We start from the raw sequence: 17,286 nt of genomic DNA, 5'->3' as shown, positions 1-17,286 counted from the left end.
ATTTAATTTTTAAATAGACTTTTTATTCTGTTTTTTCACTGGGTTTTTCTTATTTGAAAACAAAAAACTAAGTCGTGGTTTTCATTAGCAAGCTAGCGACCGTCAATTTGCAGACGTCCGACAGAATTTTCTGAAATGGAAACTCTGCGTTACGCGTCGTAAAGAAATGTTTACGAAAAAGCCGGGAAAACCGAGTGAATACCACCCTCTATGGGGGCTGTAAGGAAAAGCTGCCGAAGCCTGGTCGGCCGGGCGTTGCGCAAGGCTCTGGCGCGCTTGTTTCAGCGGCGTTTGCAGGGTGAGATGCGCCCCATGCCTGTCGTGCAGGTGCATAACAAGAAGGAGGCGCAATGAACGCCGTGACTGATCTCCACCTCTCTACGTGGGACGGTTTTTTCCTCGTCCACGCCGATGGCCTGCAAAGGCCTGACTCAATTTTTGCAGCCGCTCGAGTATCTCGAGGCGGACACACGCAATCCCGGCAACCATCACGCTGATCCAGCGGGGTCTGGCAGCAGGGGGTTAGCGGTGTACAATGCGCCGCGTTTTAACTGTGACCCTCTGCGTAATCGCGCAAATCTCAAGGCTATCCGCCTTGTTCACTCCGTGGCGCCACAAGCGTTTCGGGTTCGATTTCGTCACAGATAAAAACAAACAGGTGACGCATGACCGTTGTAAATAAGCTGAACTCCTGGTGCCTGCGCTGGGGTTTGATCGGGGCTGCCTGAAATCGCAACCTGGCAGCAACGTCTACTGAACATCATCAAACCTTGCGTGAGACCTTTTTCATGAGTGGACAACCCTCGCAATCAGGCGAGCTGAAACGCGGCCTGAAAAATCGCCATATTCAACTGATCGCCCTCGGTGGCGCGATCGGTACCGGATTGTTCCTCGGCTCGGCCGGGGTACTGAAATCCGCCGGCCCGTCGATGATCCTCGGCTACGCCATCTGCGGCTTCATCGCCTTCATGATCATGCGCCAGCTCGGCGAGATGATTGTCGAAGAGCCGGTGGCCGGTTCCTTCAGCCATTTCGCGCACAAGTACTGGGGCGGTTTTGCCGGTTTCCTGTCGGGCTGGAACTGCTGGATTCTGTACATTCTGGTGGGCATGTCGGAGCTGACCGCAGTCGGCAAATACATCCACTACTGGGCGCCGGACATCCCGACCTGGGTCTCTGCGGCAGCCTTCTTCGTGCTGATCAACGCGATCAACCTGGCCAACGTCAAAGTCTTCGGTGAAGCCGAATTCTGGTTCGCGATCATCAAGGTCGTGGCGATCGTCGGCATGATTGCGCTCGGCAGCTACCTGCTGGTCAGCGGCAACGGCGGCCCGCAGGCTTCGGTGACAAACCTGTGGTCCCACGGTGGTTTCTTCCCGAACGGCGTCAGCGGTCTGGTGATGGCCATGGCGATCATCATGTTTTCCTTCGGCGGTCTGGAAATGCTCGGTTTTACCGCCGCTGAAGCCGACAAGCCGAAAACCGTGATCCCGAAAGCGATCAACCAGGTGATCTACCGGATCCTGATTTTCTACATCGGTGCACTGGTGATCCTGCTGTCGCTGACCCCATGGGACAGCCTGCTGGCAACCCTCAACGCGTCTGGCGATTCGTACAGCGGCAGCCCGTTCGTGCAAGTGTTCTCGATGCTCGGCAGCAACACCGCCGCGCACATCCTCAACTTTGTGGTGCTGACCGCCGCGTTGTCGGTGTACAACAGCGGCACCTACTGCAACAGCCGCATGCTGCTGGGCATGGCCGAGCAGGGCGATGCGCCGAAAGGTCTGGCGAAGATCGACAAGCGTGGCGTGCCGGTGCGTTCGATTCTGGCTTCGGCGGCGGTGACGCTGGTCGCTGTGCTGCTGAACTACCTGATCCCGCAACACGCGCTGGAACTGCTGATGTCGCTGGTGGTTGCAACGCTGGTGATCAACTGGGCGATGATCAGCTTCTCGCACTTCAAGTTCCGTCAGCACATGAACAAGACCCAGCAGACGCCGCTGTTCAAGGCGCTGTGGTACCCGTACGGCAACTACATTTGCCTGGCGTTTGTTGCGTTCATCCTCGGCGTGATGCTGCTGATCCCGGGCATTCAGATCTCGGTGTATGCGATTCCGGTGTGGGTCGTGTTCATGTGGGCCTGCTACGTGATCAAGAACAAGCGCGGCGCGCAGCAGGCCGTGCACGCGGCAGGTGCTGCCAAGTAAGCGCTGACGCAGAAACGCAAAACCCGGCCTGAGTGCCGGGTTTTTTTATGGCTGCAAATGTTGGAACGCTATTGATAGTCGGCGACAGGATAGTCCCTGCACAGGGTTTCGACCTCTGAGCGAAACTGCGTGAGGAGCAGCGGTTCCAGGGTGTAATCCTGTTCGCCGAGCGGCGCCACCGTGTTCAGAATCCGCACGATCAAATCGACGATCTGGCGGCTGCCGAGGACATCGACCCGGCGTTGCGCCAGAGCAGCAGTGCCGATACGCAGCCCGCTGGTAACCAGTGCCGAACGGGGATCGTCGGGTACGCGATGTTTGTTGACGATGATCCCGCAGTGTCCCAGCGCCGCCTCCGCGATAGCGCCCGTGATGCCACCCCGCAAGCGAACCAGCACCGTGTGGTTTTCACTGCAGCCGCCAACCACTTCATAATCCTTGGCCTGAAACGCTTTGGCCATTTCATCCGCCGTACTGCGGACCTGCGCCATGCAGGCGTCGAATGCTGCGGACATTGCATAACCCAGCGCGGCAGCCTTCGCAGCGATCATGTTGGCAGCAGGCGCGCCCTGCATTCGCGGGTAAACGGCTTGATCAAGCAGGCGACTGAAGGTGGTCCGCAAACCGGGAATCTTGGTGTTCGCATCAGCACCGCTGAGAATCACGCCACCGCGAGGCCCGGCGAGTTGCTTGTGCGTGCACGTGACGGTGACGTGGGCGGCGTCGATCGGACTTGGATGGCGCCCGGTGGCGACGAGCCCGGCGATATGCGAAATGTCGGCGAGCAGGATAGTCCCGGCTTCATCGGCAATTTCGCGAAACCGCTGGAAGTCCACCACGCGTGAATAGGCGGTGGCGCCGCAGAGGATGACGCGTGGGCGATGGGCGAGTGCGAGCAGGCGAACCTTGTCGTAATCGATCAGGCCGTCTGCTGTCGTGCCGTACTGGATCGCCTTGTAGTAGGCGCCGGAAAACGTGGCGAGGCTGCCATGCGTGAGATGACCGCCGTGTTCCACCGCCATGCCCAGCAAGGTATCGCCCGGCTCTAGCAAAGCTGTGAGCACTTGGTAAACGGCGTTCGACGCTGAGTGTGGTTGCACGTTGGCGTATTGCGCGCCGAACAGTTGCCGCGCCCGGCGGATGGCCAGCGATTCGACCAGCTCGACATTCTCGCACCCAGCGCTGTGACGCTTGCCGGACATGCCTTCTGCGGTCACGTTGACCAGCACGGAAGCGGAGGCCGCCAAGGTTCGCGGCTGGACTGCGCAGGAGGACGAGACCAGTGAAAGCGTGTGCTGTTGACGCGTGACTTCAGCGTCGAGAATGGCCGCCAGTTCGGCGTCTTCTGCGCGGAGATCTGCCAGACCGCGTCGCAGCAAGTCAGCCTGGTTCTTGAGTGGTTCAGTAATGACTGCCATTGCTTATTCCTTCCCTGGTTTTGCGTGATTTGCGCATGTCCTTGCTTGCCAGATCTGTACAGGCGAATCCGTGTTTTGACCGCTGTGCGCGCAAAACTAAACCCTGTACAGGCCTCCCGGTTTTTCGTTCTTTCACTCTCGAGAATGCGACGCCGGATTGACGCATCATAAATTTTTCAGTGAGGAACGCCACAGAATTAATCAAAAAAATGAACATTCTTCAAAGAAAATGATTCTTTTTGTGGTCGCGTCGGGTGTAAAACAGGCATTGCCCGGTGCCGATTTTCCGGCCTAGGATGGAAGTCGAAAGGAACTGACGAGTCCGTACGGAGGCTGAAATGACCCCCGCACGTTGGCGAAAGCAGCCTGTGAAAGCTGACTTTTTATACCGAACCCAGGGAGGGAGAATGCTATGATCCTGCGCGGCACTGACAGGGATATAACTGCAATTTCCTACCTCACTTGTGTATGTCCGGAATGATCATTCGGGACGTGACATTGATTGCAGTTAAAAATGGATGATAAGCATGTGATGCACAGAAGAGAAAGATCGGAGAATCTGAAGAACAACATCAAATACCTGATAAAGAGTCGCGGGGAGACGCAGTTGTCCTTGTGTCACTCCAGTGGTTTGACCCGCACGACCATCTATAACATTCTTGAAGGCAAGGTGGTCAATGTCCAGCAGTCCACTGTGCGCAAGATTTCTGATTTCTTCGGGGTGTCTTACGAAGAAATAGAGACGATTGATTTTGAAGAAAAGGAAATCATCGAAAGCAGTATTTCGCCACAGGGGAATATGAATCCAGCGGCGGTGCCTGTTATCAAGGAAAGTATGCTGCTGCAAAGTCTGGATAAAAGAATTGGCGAGTTGGCCACGATTCATCCACTGACTTACTACTTTGGCGCGTCCTTTAACCTGATTGGCGTGCTTCTGGAAAACGAAATCAGCGGCCTGAATGAACCCGGCGATCTGTTGATCGTGCAGAAAGGAGCATCGACCAGCGACAGGGAAAAGCTGGTGTATGACAAAATCACAGCGAAGTTATCTATAAGCCATGAAGGCAGCTTTGATACGGATCGTGTATGCGTGATCGGAGATGTAATCGAGGAACGATTTAATGGATTGCAGTGTTGACGTTGAAAACAGCAAGTACAAGTTGCTGGGGTTCGAAAATGGAAAAAGCCTGGCCGTTATCATGGTCATTGCGACAGGCAAGATAATTAAAATAAAGCTAAGTGAAGTGTTGAATAGTGAGATTATGGATAATCTGAATAAAATCGAAGTGAAAAACCTCTACAAGAAGTTTTACTCCCAGGGCGGAGCACTCACGGCTTACGAAATAAATGACCGTCATGAGAGTTCCTGGATGATCTACATCATCCTGAACCTGATGCTGTTCACGCTCTACATTTTCACCAGTATTGCTGCGACAAAACCGATCTACCTCGAGTATTTCGATATTGTCGTAACGCCGGGCACGTTCCTCTATCCGCTGACGTTTCTGATCGTCGACTTGCTCAACGAAACGTTTGGCCTGAGGCTCGCGCGAAAAGCGATCCTGTTCGCGTTCATCAGCAACGCCGCGATTATCATTCTGTTGGCTATCACTACCCATCTTCCGGGTCTGCCGGGCTGGAAACTCGATGGCGCTTATAACGATGTTATCAGTCAGTTGTCCGCAGTCCTTGTAGCGTCTTCTGTATCGTTCCTGGTTTCAGAGAATATAAACTCGTACCTGTTGTGCAAAATCAAAGAACTCACAAATTCCAGGTTTCTGTTTTTGCGAGTGTTTTTAAGCACATTGTTTGCCGTGATCATCGACAGCTTTCTGTTCTGCTACATCGCCTTTTACGGGACGATGGAAAACAGCGCGATACTGGGCATGATCTACGTTCAGATCGCAATCAAGGTAGGTTTTGCATTCTTCAATATCTTGCCGGCCTACGGCGCAAGATCATTGTTCAAGAAGTACCTGACGGGTGCGCAAACGCAGTAAGCAGAGGAGGGCGCTCACTCGGCACGTTGTTGCCAACATGCTTGAGTGAGCGCTTCTTGTTGCAGTATTACTTTAAGCCAAGTTTCTCTTTCAAGCGTTGAGTCACCTGTACTTTATTGTTCAGGAACTCATTCAAGCCTTTGGCGCGAAGATTACAGGCATCGCAATCGGAACATCCAGTGCCTTTGATGCCGTTATAGCAAGTTAATGTTTCCTCGCGAACCAGATCCAGCTGATGGTGGTAATCCGCCAAGGCCCAGGTTTCTGCCTTGTTCAGCCACATCAATGGCGTATCCAGTTGCAGCTTGTAATCCATGCCTAATTCGAGGGCTTTATTCAAGGCCTTGACGAACTCATCCCGGCAATCGGGATAGCCCGAGAAGTCGGTTTCACAGACACCGGTAATGACCGTTTTGGCCTGGACTTGATAGGCATAGATAGAGGCCAGGGTCAGAAACAGAATGTTCCGTCCCGGAACGAAGGTGCTTGGCAGACTCTCGCCAGAGCTGTTCACGGTCGGCACCGGAATGTTATCGCGGGTCAGGCTGCTGATGGCCAGCTCGTTGAGCAAGGACACATCCAGCGTTTTATGCACGGTCACACCGAGCTTTTTCGACAGCTGCTGCGCCACTTCAATTTCCGCGTGATGACGCTGACCATAGTCGAACGTGATGCAGTGGACTTCATCGTAGTGGGTCAGGGCGTGGATCAAGCACGTGGTGGAGTCCTGCCCGCCGCTGAATACGATAACTGCTTTGTTGGTCATGGTTATGCTTCCTGCATTGAGGTCTTGAGGGCAAAGGTGGAGATGATACTCGAAATGGAACTGGAACTCGGTGCAGAGTCCAGATGCGCGCGTGAGTCCGTGAGCGGCTATCTTAAGGTGGAGTGAGGCTTCAATACCTGAATAATAGGCATGTTAAATAGGAACCGTTTTTAGCCCGTTGCTAAAAGCAGAGGGATTTAAACAACTGGCACGGCGCCCGGTGTGGCCAGCGCCACTTGCTCACCGCACTTGCGCCCAAACACTAGCTTTTCCATCGCCTCGACAAAAGTTCTGCCCTGCAGCCAGAACCCGTCATGAATGAAACTGAAGGCGTAGCAGCGACCTTTTTCGTCCATCAACAGTGCAGCGTGGCCATGATGAATTTCGGCGATGCTCACCAAAGAGCTGCCCAAGCGTTGCTGCCAAGCCAGAAAGTCTTCATCTCCATGCAGGTGCTCAAAGGCGCGAAACGCTACATCGCTGGTAGCGCAGTCTTCGCCTGGGCCGCAGGTGCCGACGGTCAGGCCGGCCAGTTGTTCGAGCAGAGCAGCGGCCGGATGCTCGCGCGGGACGAAATCCGGCAATGGCTCGATATGGGTGACAGACCAACCGGCAGCCAGGAACAGTGGGTGGAGAGTCTCGGGAAGTTCGATCAACGGGTGCATTGGGAGCGTCCAGGCGTAGGCAGCGTTCTGCATTAACGGTCTTTTTTCATTGCACTGAATCGTTTGTCAACATCCAGTCGTACCGGGATACCTCGTCTCTGAGAGGTGCCCCTATTTCAATGGGCTTTTTCATGAAAACTATTCCCCGGATTTAGTTTGAGCCTCGGCTAAAGCATTGTTTTTTTTATTGGCAGGAGCAGCAAAGGTATTTCTGTGTGCCTGTTGATCCCGCTTTCGGGAGCCATTTTGGGTAATGGTTTTTTGTAAGCTAGTATCTTGGGAGCTCAGTTGGATTATCGACCATAATCAAGTCCGCGGACTCGCCAGTAATACTAAAAAATTCGTCGAAAAAATAATTTAAATCGCTGGAGAAGACATCAAAAGCACCATGCCCATACTCGCCTGAAATTTTAGCGATCGCGACATATTGGCAGGAGCTTTTGAAAAGCTTATATGTCTCTTGGCTTATGGAGAACTCATCGCTCTGCAAGAAAACAGTTAAGGCGGGAGGCCTAGGTTTTTCAACGCTTCGATGCCTTGATAGTATTTCATGTTTTTTGACGTCTAATTCGTATCGTCTATGAGCATTCACTGCGCGCTCGAACCTCCCATCTTTGTCTCTAAACATAAAAAATGGCATGTAGTGAAGTTCTTTGCTTGACGGTGACTGAAGCTCTCCATTTATGTCGATGTAGTAGCAATTGCTAATTAGGGATTTAATCGCAGCAGCGCCTTTCTTAGATTTATCGAACCCGATGGAGCCGTTTTGACCAACAGAGGCTAGCACTGCGAAATCGTCATTAATTTCCGCAGGGAGATTCCTAATGCGACCGCTAGATGATTTTTGGAAATCATCGAATTTTGCCCGATAACAAATAACAGAGGCTGGATACTCGGCTTTCATTTTTTCAAGGACTTGACAAATTTCTGATTGATTGCAATGACGTCAACATGTCTTTTGTGCGAAAAGTTTCCGAGCATGTCTTGTAGATGCATGTGCTCTAACTCATTGGTATCCATTTCGTACGCAGCATTGATCAAAAATAATCCTAAGCTTTTTATCGTTGCAGGATCTGCGAGAATTGAAATTTCATCCAGTTTCATGCTTTTGCGTTTTCCAATAGAAGATCCATAAGCAGTGAATTTTTTTAGGTTTTTCATGATTTAATTGTGGGCCTCGACAGTTCTATATTATTCCAATGGTTCGTTAATGTCGGTTTGAAGGTTGTGTATTCTGCTTGCTAATATCTTTTTGCTCAATGTTATGATGTCAAGATAATGACTGATGCTCATTTTTTCAGTAAGAATATTGTTTTTTCCCCAAGGCTTCAAAGCTATATACCTATCACCTGCGACACTAAAAAACGCACCCATGTCGCCATCGAACGCCTCAATTCCGAGAGGCAAGCAGGAGTGTCTAATATCACTTTTGATAAGTGACGAAAGTGTTTGCTCCAGTTTGTCTGGCTCGCAATCAATTGAGGTGTGTTCTTCAAGTCGAAAAATTAGATCTTCGAGAGCTCCAATCAGATTTTTCCCTAAGATGACTTGTTCGAAGTCGCCAATGGTTATCGACTCAAAAATAAAGCAGCAACGTGTGAAGATGTACCGTCTATCTTCCGATAAAAATACATCAACCTTAATATGTAGGTCAGTCATTTCACTCTCCTGCAATAGCAGTATTTTTTCATTGCGCTGAATCGTTTGTCGACTTCTGGTGGTACTGGGATGCCACGATTCTGAGAGGTGTCTCCATTCCTCAACCCCAAGCGCTGGCCGGCCTGGAGTCTCTATTGGTTTACCGCATGTGCATGTCGAGCTAAAGCTTTTCAATCAAACGATTAAACGCACGTGAGCTGCCTCGTTGCTTTGCATCTCTGATCATCGAATCGTGAGTGGACGGTTCAAACGTTTCGCGAACCGCTTTCTTTGCTATTTCATTGAACTGCACATTATCAAAATCACACTCTACTGTTGAAATCATATAAGAATTGCGCTTGGACCACTGGTCAAACCTTATGACGATTTTTTCATCGAAAATCAGTGCCCCATCACTTTTATCCTCGAAGAAAAAGAACACCATACGATTCGAATCGACATGCCCCATTGATGTAGCAAATGGCTGTTTTCTCAAAAGCGATGTCAGCCTTACCCCACCTGCAATACCAAGACCTCCCCCCAAACTCTCACTCGCAAAAAAATACTGCTTGAACACTACCGTTATTTTTCTAAGGAAATAAGGAACGTCGTATGCTTTCTCGAAAGAATGAAAGCCATTCGGATCGCCGATCAGTTCAAAATCGCCGCTTATGAAATCCGACTTGGAAAAGCTGTCCAACCCAAAAATACTTGGCTGAGGATTGCCCGACCCCTCTATGAACAACTCAACAAGCTGATGAAAATCAGTAGAAACCATATATGGGTCAGGACTTTTTGTAATCTAATATAGTGTTGGTTCAGGCGAATTATCAACCCTGAGGCACTTTACTTGGTTCAAGATGAACGGCTCGCGGATCAAGAACAGATGTTAGGGTGCCGATCTTGTTAGGGGTAGACGGTGTATGTTGGTTTTTTGACCATATGATCCACCCCCTATATGCTCCGCAAGATCTACTTCAAGGTCACACAGTCAAGGCTTTCTTTCTTTGTAATTACACTCCGCCACTCTTGCAACGTTCTCGCTTTCATCATTGAGCAGCTTTTCAAGAATTTCGATAGGTGTTTTTCTATTTGCAGCTATTGCACCTCTCACCACGGAGCAGGGATCCAAGGAAAGTCGCTCGAACAATGTAAGTGATAATTTTCGCTTGGATGCAACGAAACGTCGGACACTGGCATCGAACGCACATAGCTCTTCAAGAATTTCCAGTGGTACTGTTTTATTGTGAGCCACCCATCTTCTATGCTCAGGAAATCTTTCAATTACTTCGCGCCACACTGAAAGAGGAGCCTCTTCCATTGCTGCTCGATCATAATCGACTTTTATTTCACTATCGCGCAGCGCAACAAATTCTTCAGCAGACGTAATCATTTAGCATCCTTACACTTCAAAGACTTAAAGTTTATATTTTTCCCTGTCTCACTCTTATGTTTGCTCATGTAGTCACCGTAGGTGTCAGCGTCAGCAATCCATACTCCTTTTTGGTCGTAGACCTTCCACGCACTCTCACCATGACCCGTTTTGTCCTCTGACCACCATGTATCGGTTTTAGTGTCGTGATGGTACTTCGCGTAACCAACGCCAGCCACGTTCCCTTCACAAACTCGATCATACCGATTAACTTCCCATTTTTTCCTGCACGGGCATTTGGAGTTTTGATTTGGTTTATCAGACTTAGGTTTTCGCCCCGCACCATTTGGCGACTTCGTCAATCCAAGTGGATCGAGCCAGCTAAGCGGATTGGGCGCGTAGGCATACAGATTCAAACCGCCCACGTAGCTAACTGGATCCTTACTGATAAACCGCCCAACCCCCGGATCATAGTACCGATGCCGATTGTAATGCAGCCCCGTCTCATGATCGTGATACTGCCCCTGGAACCGTATCGGGTTCACAACGCCATGCTGCCGCGCCCATTCCGAGCGCTGTTCCGTCACCTGTCCCCACGCCTTGTACTGCGCGGTCCAAGCCATGTTGCCTTGCGAGTCCGTCAGCTCCTGCGGCGTACCCAGGTGATCACACTGATACCAGGCCAACGCATCAAACGGTAAAGCCGTTGCCTTGTGATTCCACACCGGGTCGTCATCGAGGCTGTATTCACCGCTGTAATCCGGCAGCCCAATCAGATCAATTGGCGCATGCCGTACAGCCTGGGCCACAGGGACAAAAGTGCCCGGTTCGAAGACGTAGTGCACCGTGCGGCCGGGCTCGCCATCGCTTTGTGCCGGACTGCTTTCCCAGGCGAGGTTGTCGCCATCCCAGCCGTACAAGGTGAAGCCGCAGCCCAGTTCGCGCTGTTTGCGGGCGTGTTCGTTTCTGTTCCAGAGAGAGCCTGCTTCAGGACGCTGTTTGTAGTGGGCGCGGGAGTTTTTGTGCAGGCGGCGTCCCAGTGCGTCGTAGGCAAAATCCACGCTCAGGCGCGTGTCTTCGAAATGCACCAATCGATCAAACAGATCCCAACGTAGATCACTGCGTTGGCCGTTGTGCCAGCGCTGGATCTGGTTGCCGCGTTCGTCGTAGTCGTAATGCGTGCCGGCGTATTCGCGCAGCAGGTTGTCGACCAGTTTGCTGCGCGGCGGGGTCAAATCCAGTGGTCGGCGAATTTCTGTTGCCTTGTCGTCGAGCAGGTTGCCGGCCGGGTCGAAAGCGAAGGTTTCCATGCCTTGACGTGTGGTGGCGCTGAGCAGTCGGCCAACGGGATCGTAGCGATAGGCGAGCGGCCCGCGACGGCTGTCGTTGATGTCGGTCAGTTGGCCGGCGGCGTCGTAGCTGTATTCGCGTTTGAGCAGGGTGGATTTGTCGTCGCTGCGTCCCAGCAACTGTTCCTGCAAACGGCCGGCCGGGTCCCAGCTTTGGGTTTGCAGCAAGTGGTTGCCTTGATGGCGGGCGACTTCGCGGTGCAGGTCGTCGCGTTCGTAGCCGATCAGCTCGTGTTCATCGAGGCGCAGGCCGAGCAGGTGGCCGCTGCCGTAAGTCAGCCAACTGACGCGGTGGCCGTCGGGGCGCACGCTGGCGACTCGTTGGTTGAGCACGTCGTACTCGTGTTGCCAGATCGCGACGGTGGGTTTTTCCAGACCGAGATAATGCTGGTGCTCGCGCAGCAGATTGCCGGCCGGGTCGTGAAACCATTGCAGGCGGCTGTCGGCGTTGTCGGCCAGCACCAGGTTGCCGTTGCCGTCATAGGCGAAGCTCTCGCTTTGCGACTGCTCGCCCAACGTGGCGCGACGTTCAGTCAAACGGCCCATCGGGTCGAAACTCAACGAGATGACGCGTTGGCCATTGATCGATTGGGCGAGGCGTCCGGTGAGCGGGTCGTACTGATAACGCGTGCTGCGTCCATCGAAACCGCGTTCTTCGAGCAGGCGTCCGACCGGGTCGTAGTGGAAGCGCGCACGCTGTTCGTTTTCGTTTTCCAGCGCCGTTAACCGTCCGAGACGGTCCCAGCGATAGCGCAGGGTTTGTTCGGCAGCGTCGATACGTTCGGCGATCAAGCCGGCAGCGCTGTAGCTCCAGGTGGTGCAACGATCGAGCCCATCAACGTGCGCCAACAGCCGACCTTCGGCGTCACGTTCAAACCGCTCTTCGGTCTTGTCCGGGTGCTTGATCAGCACCAGTTGGCCGGCCTTGTATTCGTATTCGGTGGCGTTGCCGGCTGCGTCGGTGAAGCAGGTCATCTGCCCCAGTTCGTTGTATTCCCAGGCGCTGGTTTTGCCCGAGCAGTCGACGTACTCCACCAACTGCCCGGCGTCGTTGTAGTCCAGGGTCTTTTCGTTGCCGTTGGCGTCCTTGATCGCGGTGGGCTGGCCGGATTTGTTGTAGGCGTATTCGGTTTTGTTGCCCAGCGGATCCAGCGTTTCGACCAAGTTGCCTTGGTCGTCATAGGCGCGTTGCCACTGACCGCCCTCGGCATCGCTGATCTTGATCAGCAGATCCTGATCATCGTAGGCGTAATGCATCACCGTGTGATCGGCGCGGATGTGTTCGAGCAAGTTGCTGCGTTCATCGTAGCTGTAGCGATCGGTGCTGCCGTCGGCATTGACGCGGCGCACGATATTTTTCGCCTCGTCGCGGAAGAACCATTCCGAACGCTCATCCGCGTAGCGAATTCGGTAGGTGTAGCCAAGGATGTCGTAGTAGTGCCAGGTCTCGTTGCCGAGGGCATCGGTGACGTAGGTCAGACGAATGTTTTCGTCCCACTCCAGGCGCGTGTCGAAACTGCCGTCATCGGCCCATTCGCGGATGGCTTTGGCCTTGGCGCTCTGGCCATCCCACTGCAGATTCATACCGCGCCCGGTGCGGTCGGTGTAGCGGGTGATCAGGTGATGCTCGAACTGATACGACCAGACGGCGCCGTTCTCGTCTTGCGCCTGAATCAGGTCGCCATAGGCGTCGTACTGGTAAGCACAGAGCTGGCGCAGTGGAGCGCCGTCAACGATCTGCCAGAGGCCGATAAACCGGCCGTGATCGTCGATCATCGTGCCGAGGTGCAAATGGACTTTGGTGAAGTCGTTTTCCTGATAGGTGATCAGGTCGGAGAGCAGGGAGTGTTCGCCGTGACGATGCTCGTAATGCAGCATCACTCCGGCGCCGTTGCGCAGCGAAATGTTACTCAGCACAAAGCGCTGGCCACGGCGGACGTAGGTTTCTTTGCGTTCGAAACCACGGCACAGCAACAGCTGATCTTCGCTGTTGCGGACCAGAGTGATGTTTTCGATGGCGTCGTAGTGGAACAGTCCGACTTTAGGCAGTGGATAGCTGTGGTCGCGGCCGTCGGCGCCGTAGAACGTCAGGCCATCGTCCACGCAGTCAAAGCGCGTGGTGAATTCGCTGATCCAGCGAGCGCCGAGTTCGCTCTGATCGTAGGCGTCAAGGCGTGAGTTGTAGGTGCGCGTCCATTCGATCGGGAAGGGGCCGGGCAGGCTGAAATCGGTATGGCTGAGGCTTTCCGAACCCAGGGCAAAGTTGATGCTGAATTCAGTGGCGCATTTACAGGGACCTTTCTCCGGATTGGGCGCACTTTTCGCTGGGACTTGCTTGTTGTTAGCGCCCAACTCGCCCTCCGCAGCCGTGTGGGTCGCCTTGCCGGTCTTCTCCGTATGGACCGCGGCGTTCTGGCCATGGGCATTGCGCTTGCGCCACAGGGTCACGGCGCTGGAGAGAATCTGCAGCAGCCAGCCGATGGAGTTCTGCACATTTTTATCGTCGAGCTTGCTCAGCTGCGTGCGCAGTTCCGGGCCCATCGCGCGCAGTTTGCCGGTCTCGGTGGTGATCTGTTTCTGGAGATCGTTCGGCAGCAGGTTCTGCGCGACGCTGTTGACCATCCCTTTGCCTGCCGCTTTCAAGGCGCTGTTGGCAGCCGCTAAAAAGTTGTCGGCCGTCGCGAGGGGGTCGTTGAGGAGTTGGCCGCGCCCGACGCTTGCTCTTACGCTGGCTTCCTCCAGATCACCCTTGGCATCAAACCGGCCAAGGGCCGTTGTTTCGATACCGGTGGCAATCTCGTTGATGATTTGTTCGCCGAGCTTGCCAGCGTCCGCCAGAATCCCCGGCAACTTGCCTTTGGCTTGCTCAACAAAGTCATCGAGGGTGCCGATGATCGAGGCGTTCAGGTGACCGACCAGCACCTCGATCACGGAAGTGCTGAGCAACAACTTGCCGCTGGCCCTCATCTCCTGACGTACCAGAAACAGCGTCGGCCGCAGGGTCATGCGCGCCGCTGCCATCGACGGCGGCAACGGCAAGACGCCGATCAGGTTGATGCCAAGGCTGGCCCACGTGAGCAAGTCGCGTTGCTTGGCGTCCGACAGGGTGACGATGTCACTCAGCGCATCGACCAGCGCCATGATGTTGCCGACCACCGGCAAGAAACCGGCGTAGTTCTTGATTCGATCAAGCGTGACCACGCCATCCGTGGCGGATTGCAGCCAGGCATCGAAAGCCGCCGCACTGCTGGCGACGTCCTGAACGTCGATGGCATTGAGTGGAACGATGGCAGCTTGGGGCTCACGTTTTGCGACAGCAGTTTCAGTGGTCATCACGGCATCTCACCCGCCAACAATGGCCGGGCTTTGCGGGCAAAAATTGAAGACCTCAGCGAGCGGGCGACAACAAGCCGCTTCTCAGAGGTACGCATCAAAGTGAAAAAACAGGATTAGCTGACGACAGCGCCTTTCGGGCCACTGGCGATCAGTGCGGCGCCGCAGGCGGTTTTCATGCCGTCCAGTGCGATGGGGGTGCCATCGACGGTGTAGGTGCTGCTGCCCTCGGCAATCGGGAAAACCCCTTTGCACAACGGGCAGCTGACCTTGTGACCGACCCCGGCAATCGGCTTGCCGTTGAGGTCGGTGCGGGAGAAGGCTTCGAGGACTTTGCCACCGTGAGTGGTGGAGTCGCCCAAGCGAATTGCGTCTTTCATTGCGTCATTCCTTTGACCGAGGGTGGCTGGCTCGGCGAGCAACCCTGTCTTTCCTGCCTGCGTTCAGCAGGCGTTAGTGCCGATTTGATATCAAAATCCGTGCCAGCCACTATATGGCCATTGCGCGGCAAGGGTTTGCGCCGTGTGTCTGCGGGATAAATCGATTTTTGCTGTGGGAAACCGCGTCAAAGTGCGCAAGAAGTTGCGCAGTGCTGTGCAACTTCTTGCGCACTCGGCTACAGGGCCCGTGAGACGTGGGCTGCAGGCGATTGGCGGGCGTTTTTTTGAAGGCAAGTGCGCAAGAAGTTGCGCACTTGGGCGGCTGATCGATTTCTGCCAAATCGATGGCGATTGCACTGACCTCTGCGTGAACAGGCGAAGCTCTGCAATGGATCTTCAGCAGGTTCGAGGTCTGTTTCGCGGTATCCTGCGCATTCTGATTACGGACGCTTTTCCATGCTGGTGATTTCCAACAACGTGCATCTGCCGGATGCCGAGATCGAACTGACCGCCATCCGCGCGCAAGGCGCCGGTGGGCAGAACGTCAACAAGGTCTCCAGCGCTATGCACTTGCGCTTCGACATTCCGGCCTCGTCGTTGCCCGAGTTTTATAAGGAGCGGCTGCTGGCGCTGCGTGACAGTCGCATCACCAGTGATGGCGTGTTGATCATCAAGGCCCAGCAATACCGCACGCAGGAAGCCAACCGCGCTGATGCGCTCGAGCGTCTGGTCGAGCTGATCCTCAGTGCGACCAAAGTCGAAAAGAAACGCCGTCCGACCAAGCCGACCCTCGGTTCAAAGAAGCGCCGGCTCGAATCGAAAACCAAGCGCGGCAGCATCAAGGCCGGGCGTGGCAAGGTGGATTTCTAGTCTTCGCGGTACTTCGCCGTGTGCTTGTACAGATACACGCTCAGTGCCAAGCCGCTTAGCGAGGCGAGGGCGGCGAAGAGGAAGATCGAGGCAAAACCGAATCCCGCCGCAATCGCCCCGGCCAATGGCCCGGTGATCCCCAGCGACAAGTCGATGAACAGCGAATAGGCGCCAACCGCTGCGCCACGGCTGGACGCGGGCACCAGATTCACCGCTTCCACACCCAGCGCAGGGAACACCAGCGAGAAACCAAACCCGCTCAGCGCCGCACCGGCCAGCGCCCAGTGCGCATCCGGCGCCAGCCACAACAGCAGCAGGCCTAGGGTTTCCACCGACAGACAGGCAATCGCCACACGAAAGCCGCCGAGGCGGTTGATCAGGTTGCCGAACAGCAGCCGCGCACCGATGAAGCTGGCGCCGAACAGGCTCAGGCACAGCACCGCGTTGTCCCAATGCTGGGTCGCGTAATACAGGGTGATGAAGGTGGCGATGGTGCCGAAGCCGATCGAGCCCAGCGCCAGACCGCAACCGTGGGGAAACACTTTGCCGAGCACATGCATGAACGGCAGACGCTCGCCGGCGACAATCGGTGCCGGGGTTTTTGGCCAGGCGAGCAACAGGCCCAACGCGGCGAGCAGGATGATGCTGACGCCCATGCTCCACAGACCCAACTGGCCGACCAGCCACACACCGAACGGTGCGCCGACCGCCAGTGCGCCATAACTGGCGATGCCGTTCCAGGAAATCACCTTGGCGGTGTTGGCTGCGCCGACCCGGCCGATGCCCCAGCCGATCGAGCCGGAGCCGACAAGGCTTTCCGCGCTGCCCAGTACCAGACGGCCGATCAACAGACTGATCAAACTGAGCATCGGCATGCTCGGTGTCCACGCCGAAATCAGCATGAACACACCGCTCAAACCACACCCGGCGAGGCCAATCATCACCGCGCGTTTGCTGCCCTGGTTGTCGATGATCTTGCCGGCATACGGACGGCTGAGCAGGGTGGCGAGGTATTGCACGCTGATCACCAGACCGGCAATCACCGCACCAAAGCCCAGATCACTGTGCACATAACCCGGCAACACCGCGAGCGGAATGCCGATGTTCAGGTAACCGATAAAGGTGAAGAGGACGATGGAAACGACTTGCAGCGTAACCGCCAGGGGGCGCTGGGGTTCTGGCATAGAGGACGACATGGGTAACGATCCACGGGAACGGCAGATTAGATAGGCTGCTTATGATACCGGCGCGGACGGATCTGGGGCGGGAAAAGTAAAACTATTTGCCG

General features: G+C 54.5%; 15 protein-coding genes. 4 read left to right on the top strand and 11 right to left on the bottom strand.

Annotation, left to right across the window (positions count from 1 at the left end):
• The first annotated feature begins 788 nt into the window (after positions 1–788).
• The gene (locus tag GTU76_RS10275) at positions 789–2,207 is read left to right on the top strand and encodes an amino acid permease (protein ID WP_180698559.1); all 1,419 of its coding nucleotides are present in this window, start codon (positions 789–791) and stop codon (positions 2,205–2,207) included.
• Between the two features lie 68 nt (positions 2,208–2,275).
• Here GTU76_RS10275 and GTU76_RS10270 read toward each other — a convergent pair whose 3' ends face one another.
• Positions 2,276–3,625 (bottom strand): serine hydroxymethyltransferase, encoded by a 1,350-nt coding sequence (locus tag GTU76_RS10270; RefSeq protein WP_180698558.1) that lies wholly within the window; start codon positions 3,623–3,625, stop codon positions 2,276–2,278.
• 532 nt (positions 3,626–4,157) lie between these two features.
• Here GTU76_RS10270 and GTU76_RS10265 point away from each other — a divergent pair.
• A complete protein-coding gene (locus GTU76_RS10265) occupies positions 4,158–4,763 on the top strand; it encodes a helix-turn-helix transcriptional regulator (protein WP_180698577.1) in 606 nt (201 codons plus the stop codon).
• Complete coding sequence (locus GTU76_RS10260) at positions 4,747–5,625, top strand: queuosine precursor transporter (protein WP_123535988.1); 879 nt, start codon at positions 4,747–4,749, stop codon at positions 5,623–5,625. Before GTU76_RS10265 ends, GTU76_RS10260 begins: the two co-directional genes overlap by 17 nt.
• Positions 5,626–5,692: 67 nt before the next feature.
• Here GTU76_RS10260 and queC read toward each other — a convergent pair whose 3' ends face one another.
• The 9 genes from queC to GTU76_RS10215 all read right to left on the bottom strand — a co-directional run bounded on the left by queC (position 5,693) and on the right by GTU76_RS10215 (position 15,128).
• The gene (gene queC / locus GTU76_RS10255) at positions 5,693–6,391 is read right to left on the bottom strand and encodes a 7-cyano-7-deazaguanine synthase QueC (protein WP_007919656.1); all 699 of its coding nucleotides are present in this window, start codon (positions 6,389–6,391) and stop codon (positions 5,693–5,695) included.
• A 197-nt stretch (positions 6,392–6,588) separates the two neighbouring features.
• Positions 6,589–7,056, bottom strand: a complete 468-nt coding sequence (locus tag GTU76_RS10250; RefSeq protein WP_180698557.1) for an SUKH-3 domain-containing protein — start codon at positions 7,054–7,056, stop codon at positions 6,589–6,591.
• Positions 7,057–7,324: 268 nt separating this feature from the next.
• A complete protein-coding gene (locus GTU76_RS10245) occupies positions 7,325–7,960 on the bottom strand; it encodes a hypothetical protein (protein WP_180698556.1) in 636 nt (211 codons plus the stop codon).
• A complete protein-coding gene (locus GTU76_RS10240; RefSeq protein WP_180698484.1) occupies positions 7,957–8,217 on the bottom strand; it encodes an Imm32 family immunity protein in 261 nt (86 codons plus the stop codon). The genes GTU76_RS10245 and GTU76_RS10240 overlap by 4 nt, the downstream gene beginning before the upstream one ends.
• 30 nt (positions 8,218–8,247) lie before the next feature.
• Positions 8,248–8,715, bottom strand: coding sequence for a hypothetical protein (locus tag GTU76_RS10235; RefSeq protein ID WP_180698555.1), 468 nt, complete (start codon positions 8,713–8,715; stop codon positions 8,248–8,250).
• A 160-nt stretch (positions 8,716–8,875) separates the two neighbouring features.
• On the bottom strand, positions 8,876–9,472 hold the full coding sequence (locus GTU76_RS10230) for a hypothetical protein (protein ID WP_180698554.1): 597 nt from the start codon (positions 9,470–9,472) through the stop codon (positions 8,876–8,878).
• Positions 9,473–9,685: 213 nt separating this feature from the next.
• A complete protein-coding gene (locus GTU76_RS10225) occupies positions 9,686–10,087 on the bottom strand; it encodes a hypothetical protein (protein ID WP_160056731.1) in 402 nt (133 codons plus the stop codon).
• Entirely contained in the window at positions 10,084–14,748 is a 4,665-nt protein-coding gene (locus GTU76_RS10220) for an RHS repeat-associated core domain-containing protein (RefSeq protein ID WP_246376027.1), read from the bottom strand. Before GTU76_RS10220 ends, GTU76_RS10225 begins: the two co-directional genes overlap by 4 nt.
• 116 nt (positions 14,749–14,864) lie before the next feature.
• A complete protein-coding gene (locus tag GTU76_RS10215) occupies positions 14,865–15,128 on the bottom strand; it encodes a PAAR domain-containing protein (protein WP_007920142.1) in 264 nt (87 codons plus the stop codon).
• Positions 15,129–15,584: 456 nt separating this feature from the next.
• Between GTU76_RS10215 and arfB the strand changes: the two genes are divergently transcribed.
• Complete coding sequence (arfB, locus tag GTU76_RS10210) at positions 15,585–15,998, top strand: alternative ribosome rescue aminoacyl-tRNA hydrolase ArfB (RefSeq protein WP_007920134.1); 414 nt, start codon at positions 15,585–15,587, stop codon at positions 15,996–15,998.
• Here the strand turns inward: arfB and GTU76_RS10205 are convergent.
• Positions 15,995–17,182, bottom strand: coding sequence for an MFS transporter (locus tag GTU76_RS10205; RefSeq protein ID WP_176091702.1), 1,188 nt, complete (start codon positions 17,180–17,182; stop codon positions 15,995–15,997). The two genes, arfB and GTU76_RS10205, sit on opposite strands and share 4 nt — an antisense overlap.
• Positions 17,183–17,286: the final 104 nt, after the last annotated feature.

Source organism: Pseudomonas crudilactis, from assembly GCF_013433315.1.
Taxonomy (GTDB): domain Bacteria; phylum Pseudomonadota; class Gammaproteobacteria; order Pseudomonadales; family Pseudomonadaceae; genus Aquipseudomonas; species Aquipseudomonas crudilactis.
The sequence above is the reverse complement of the archived record's forward strand: the minus strand, read 5'-3'. Positions and strand labels throughout refer to the sequence as shown.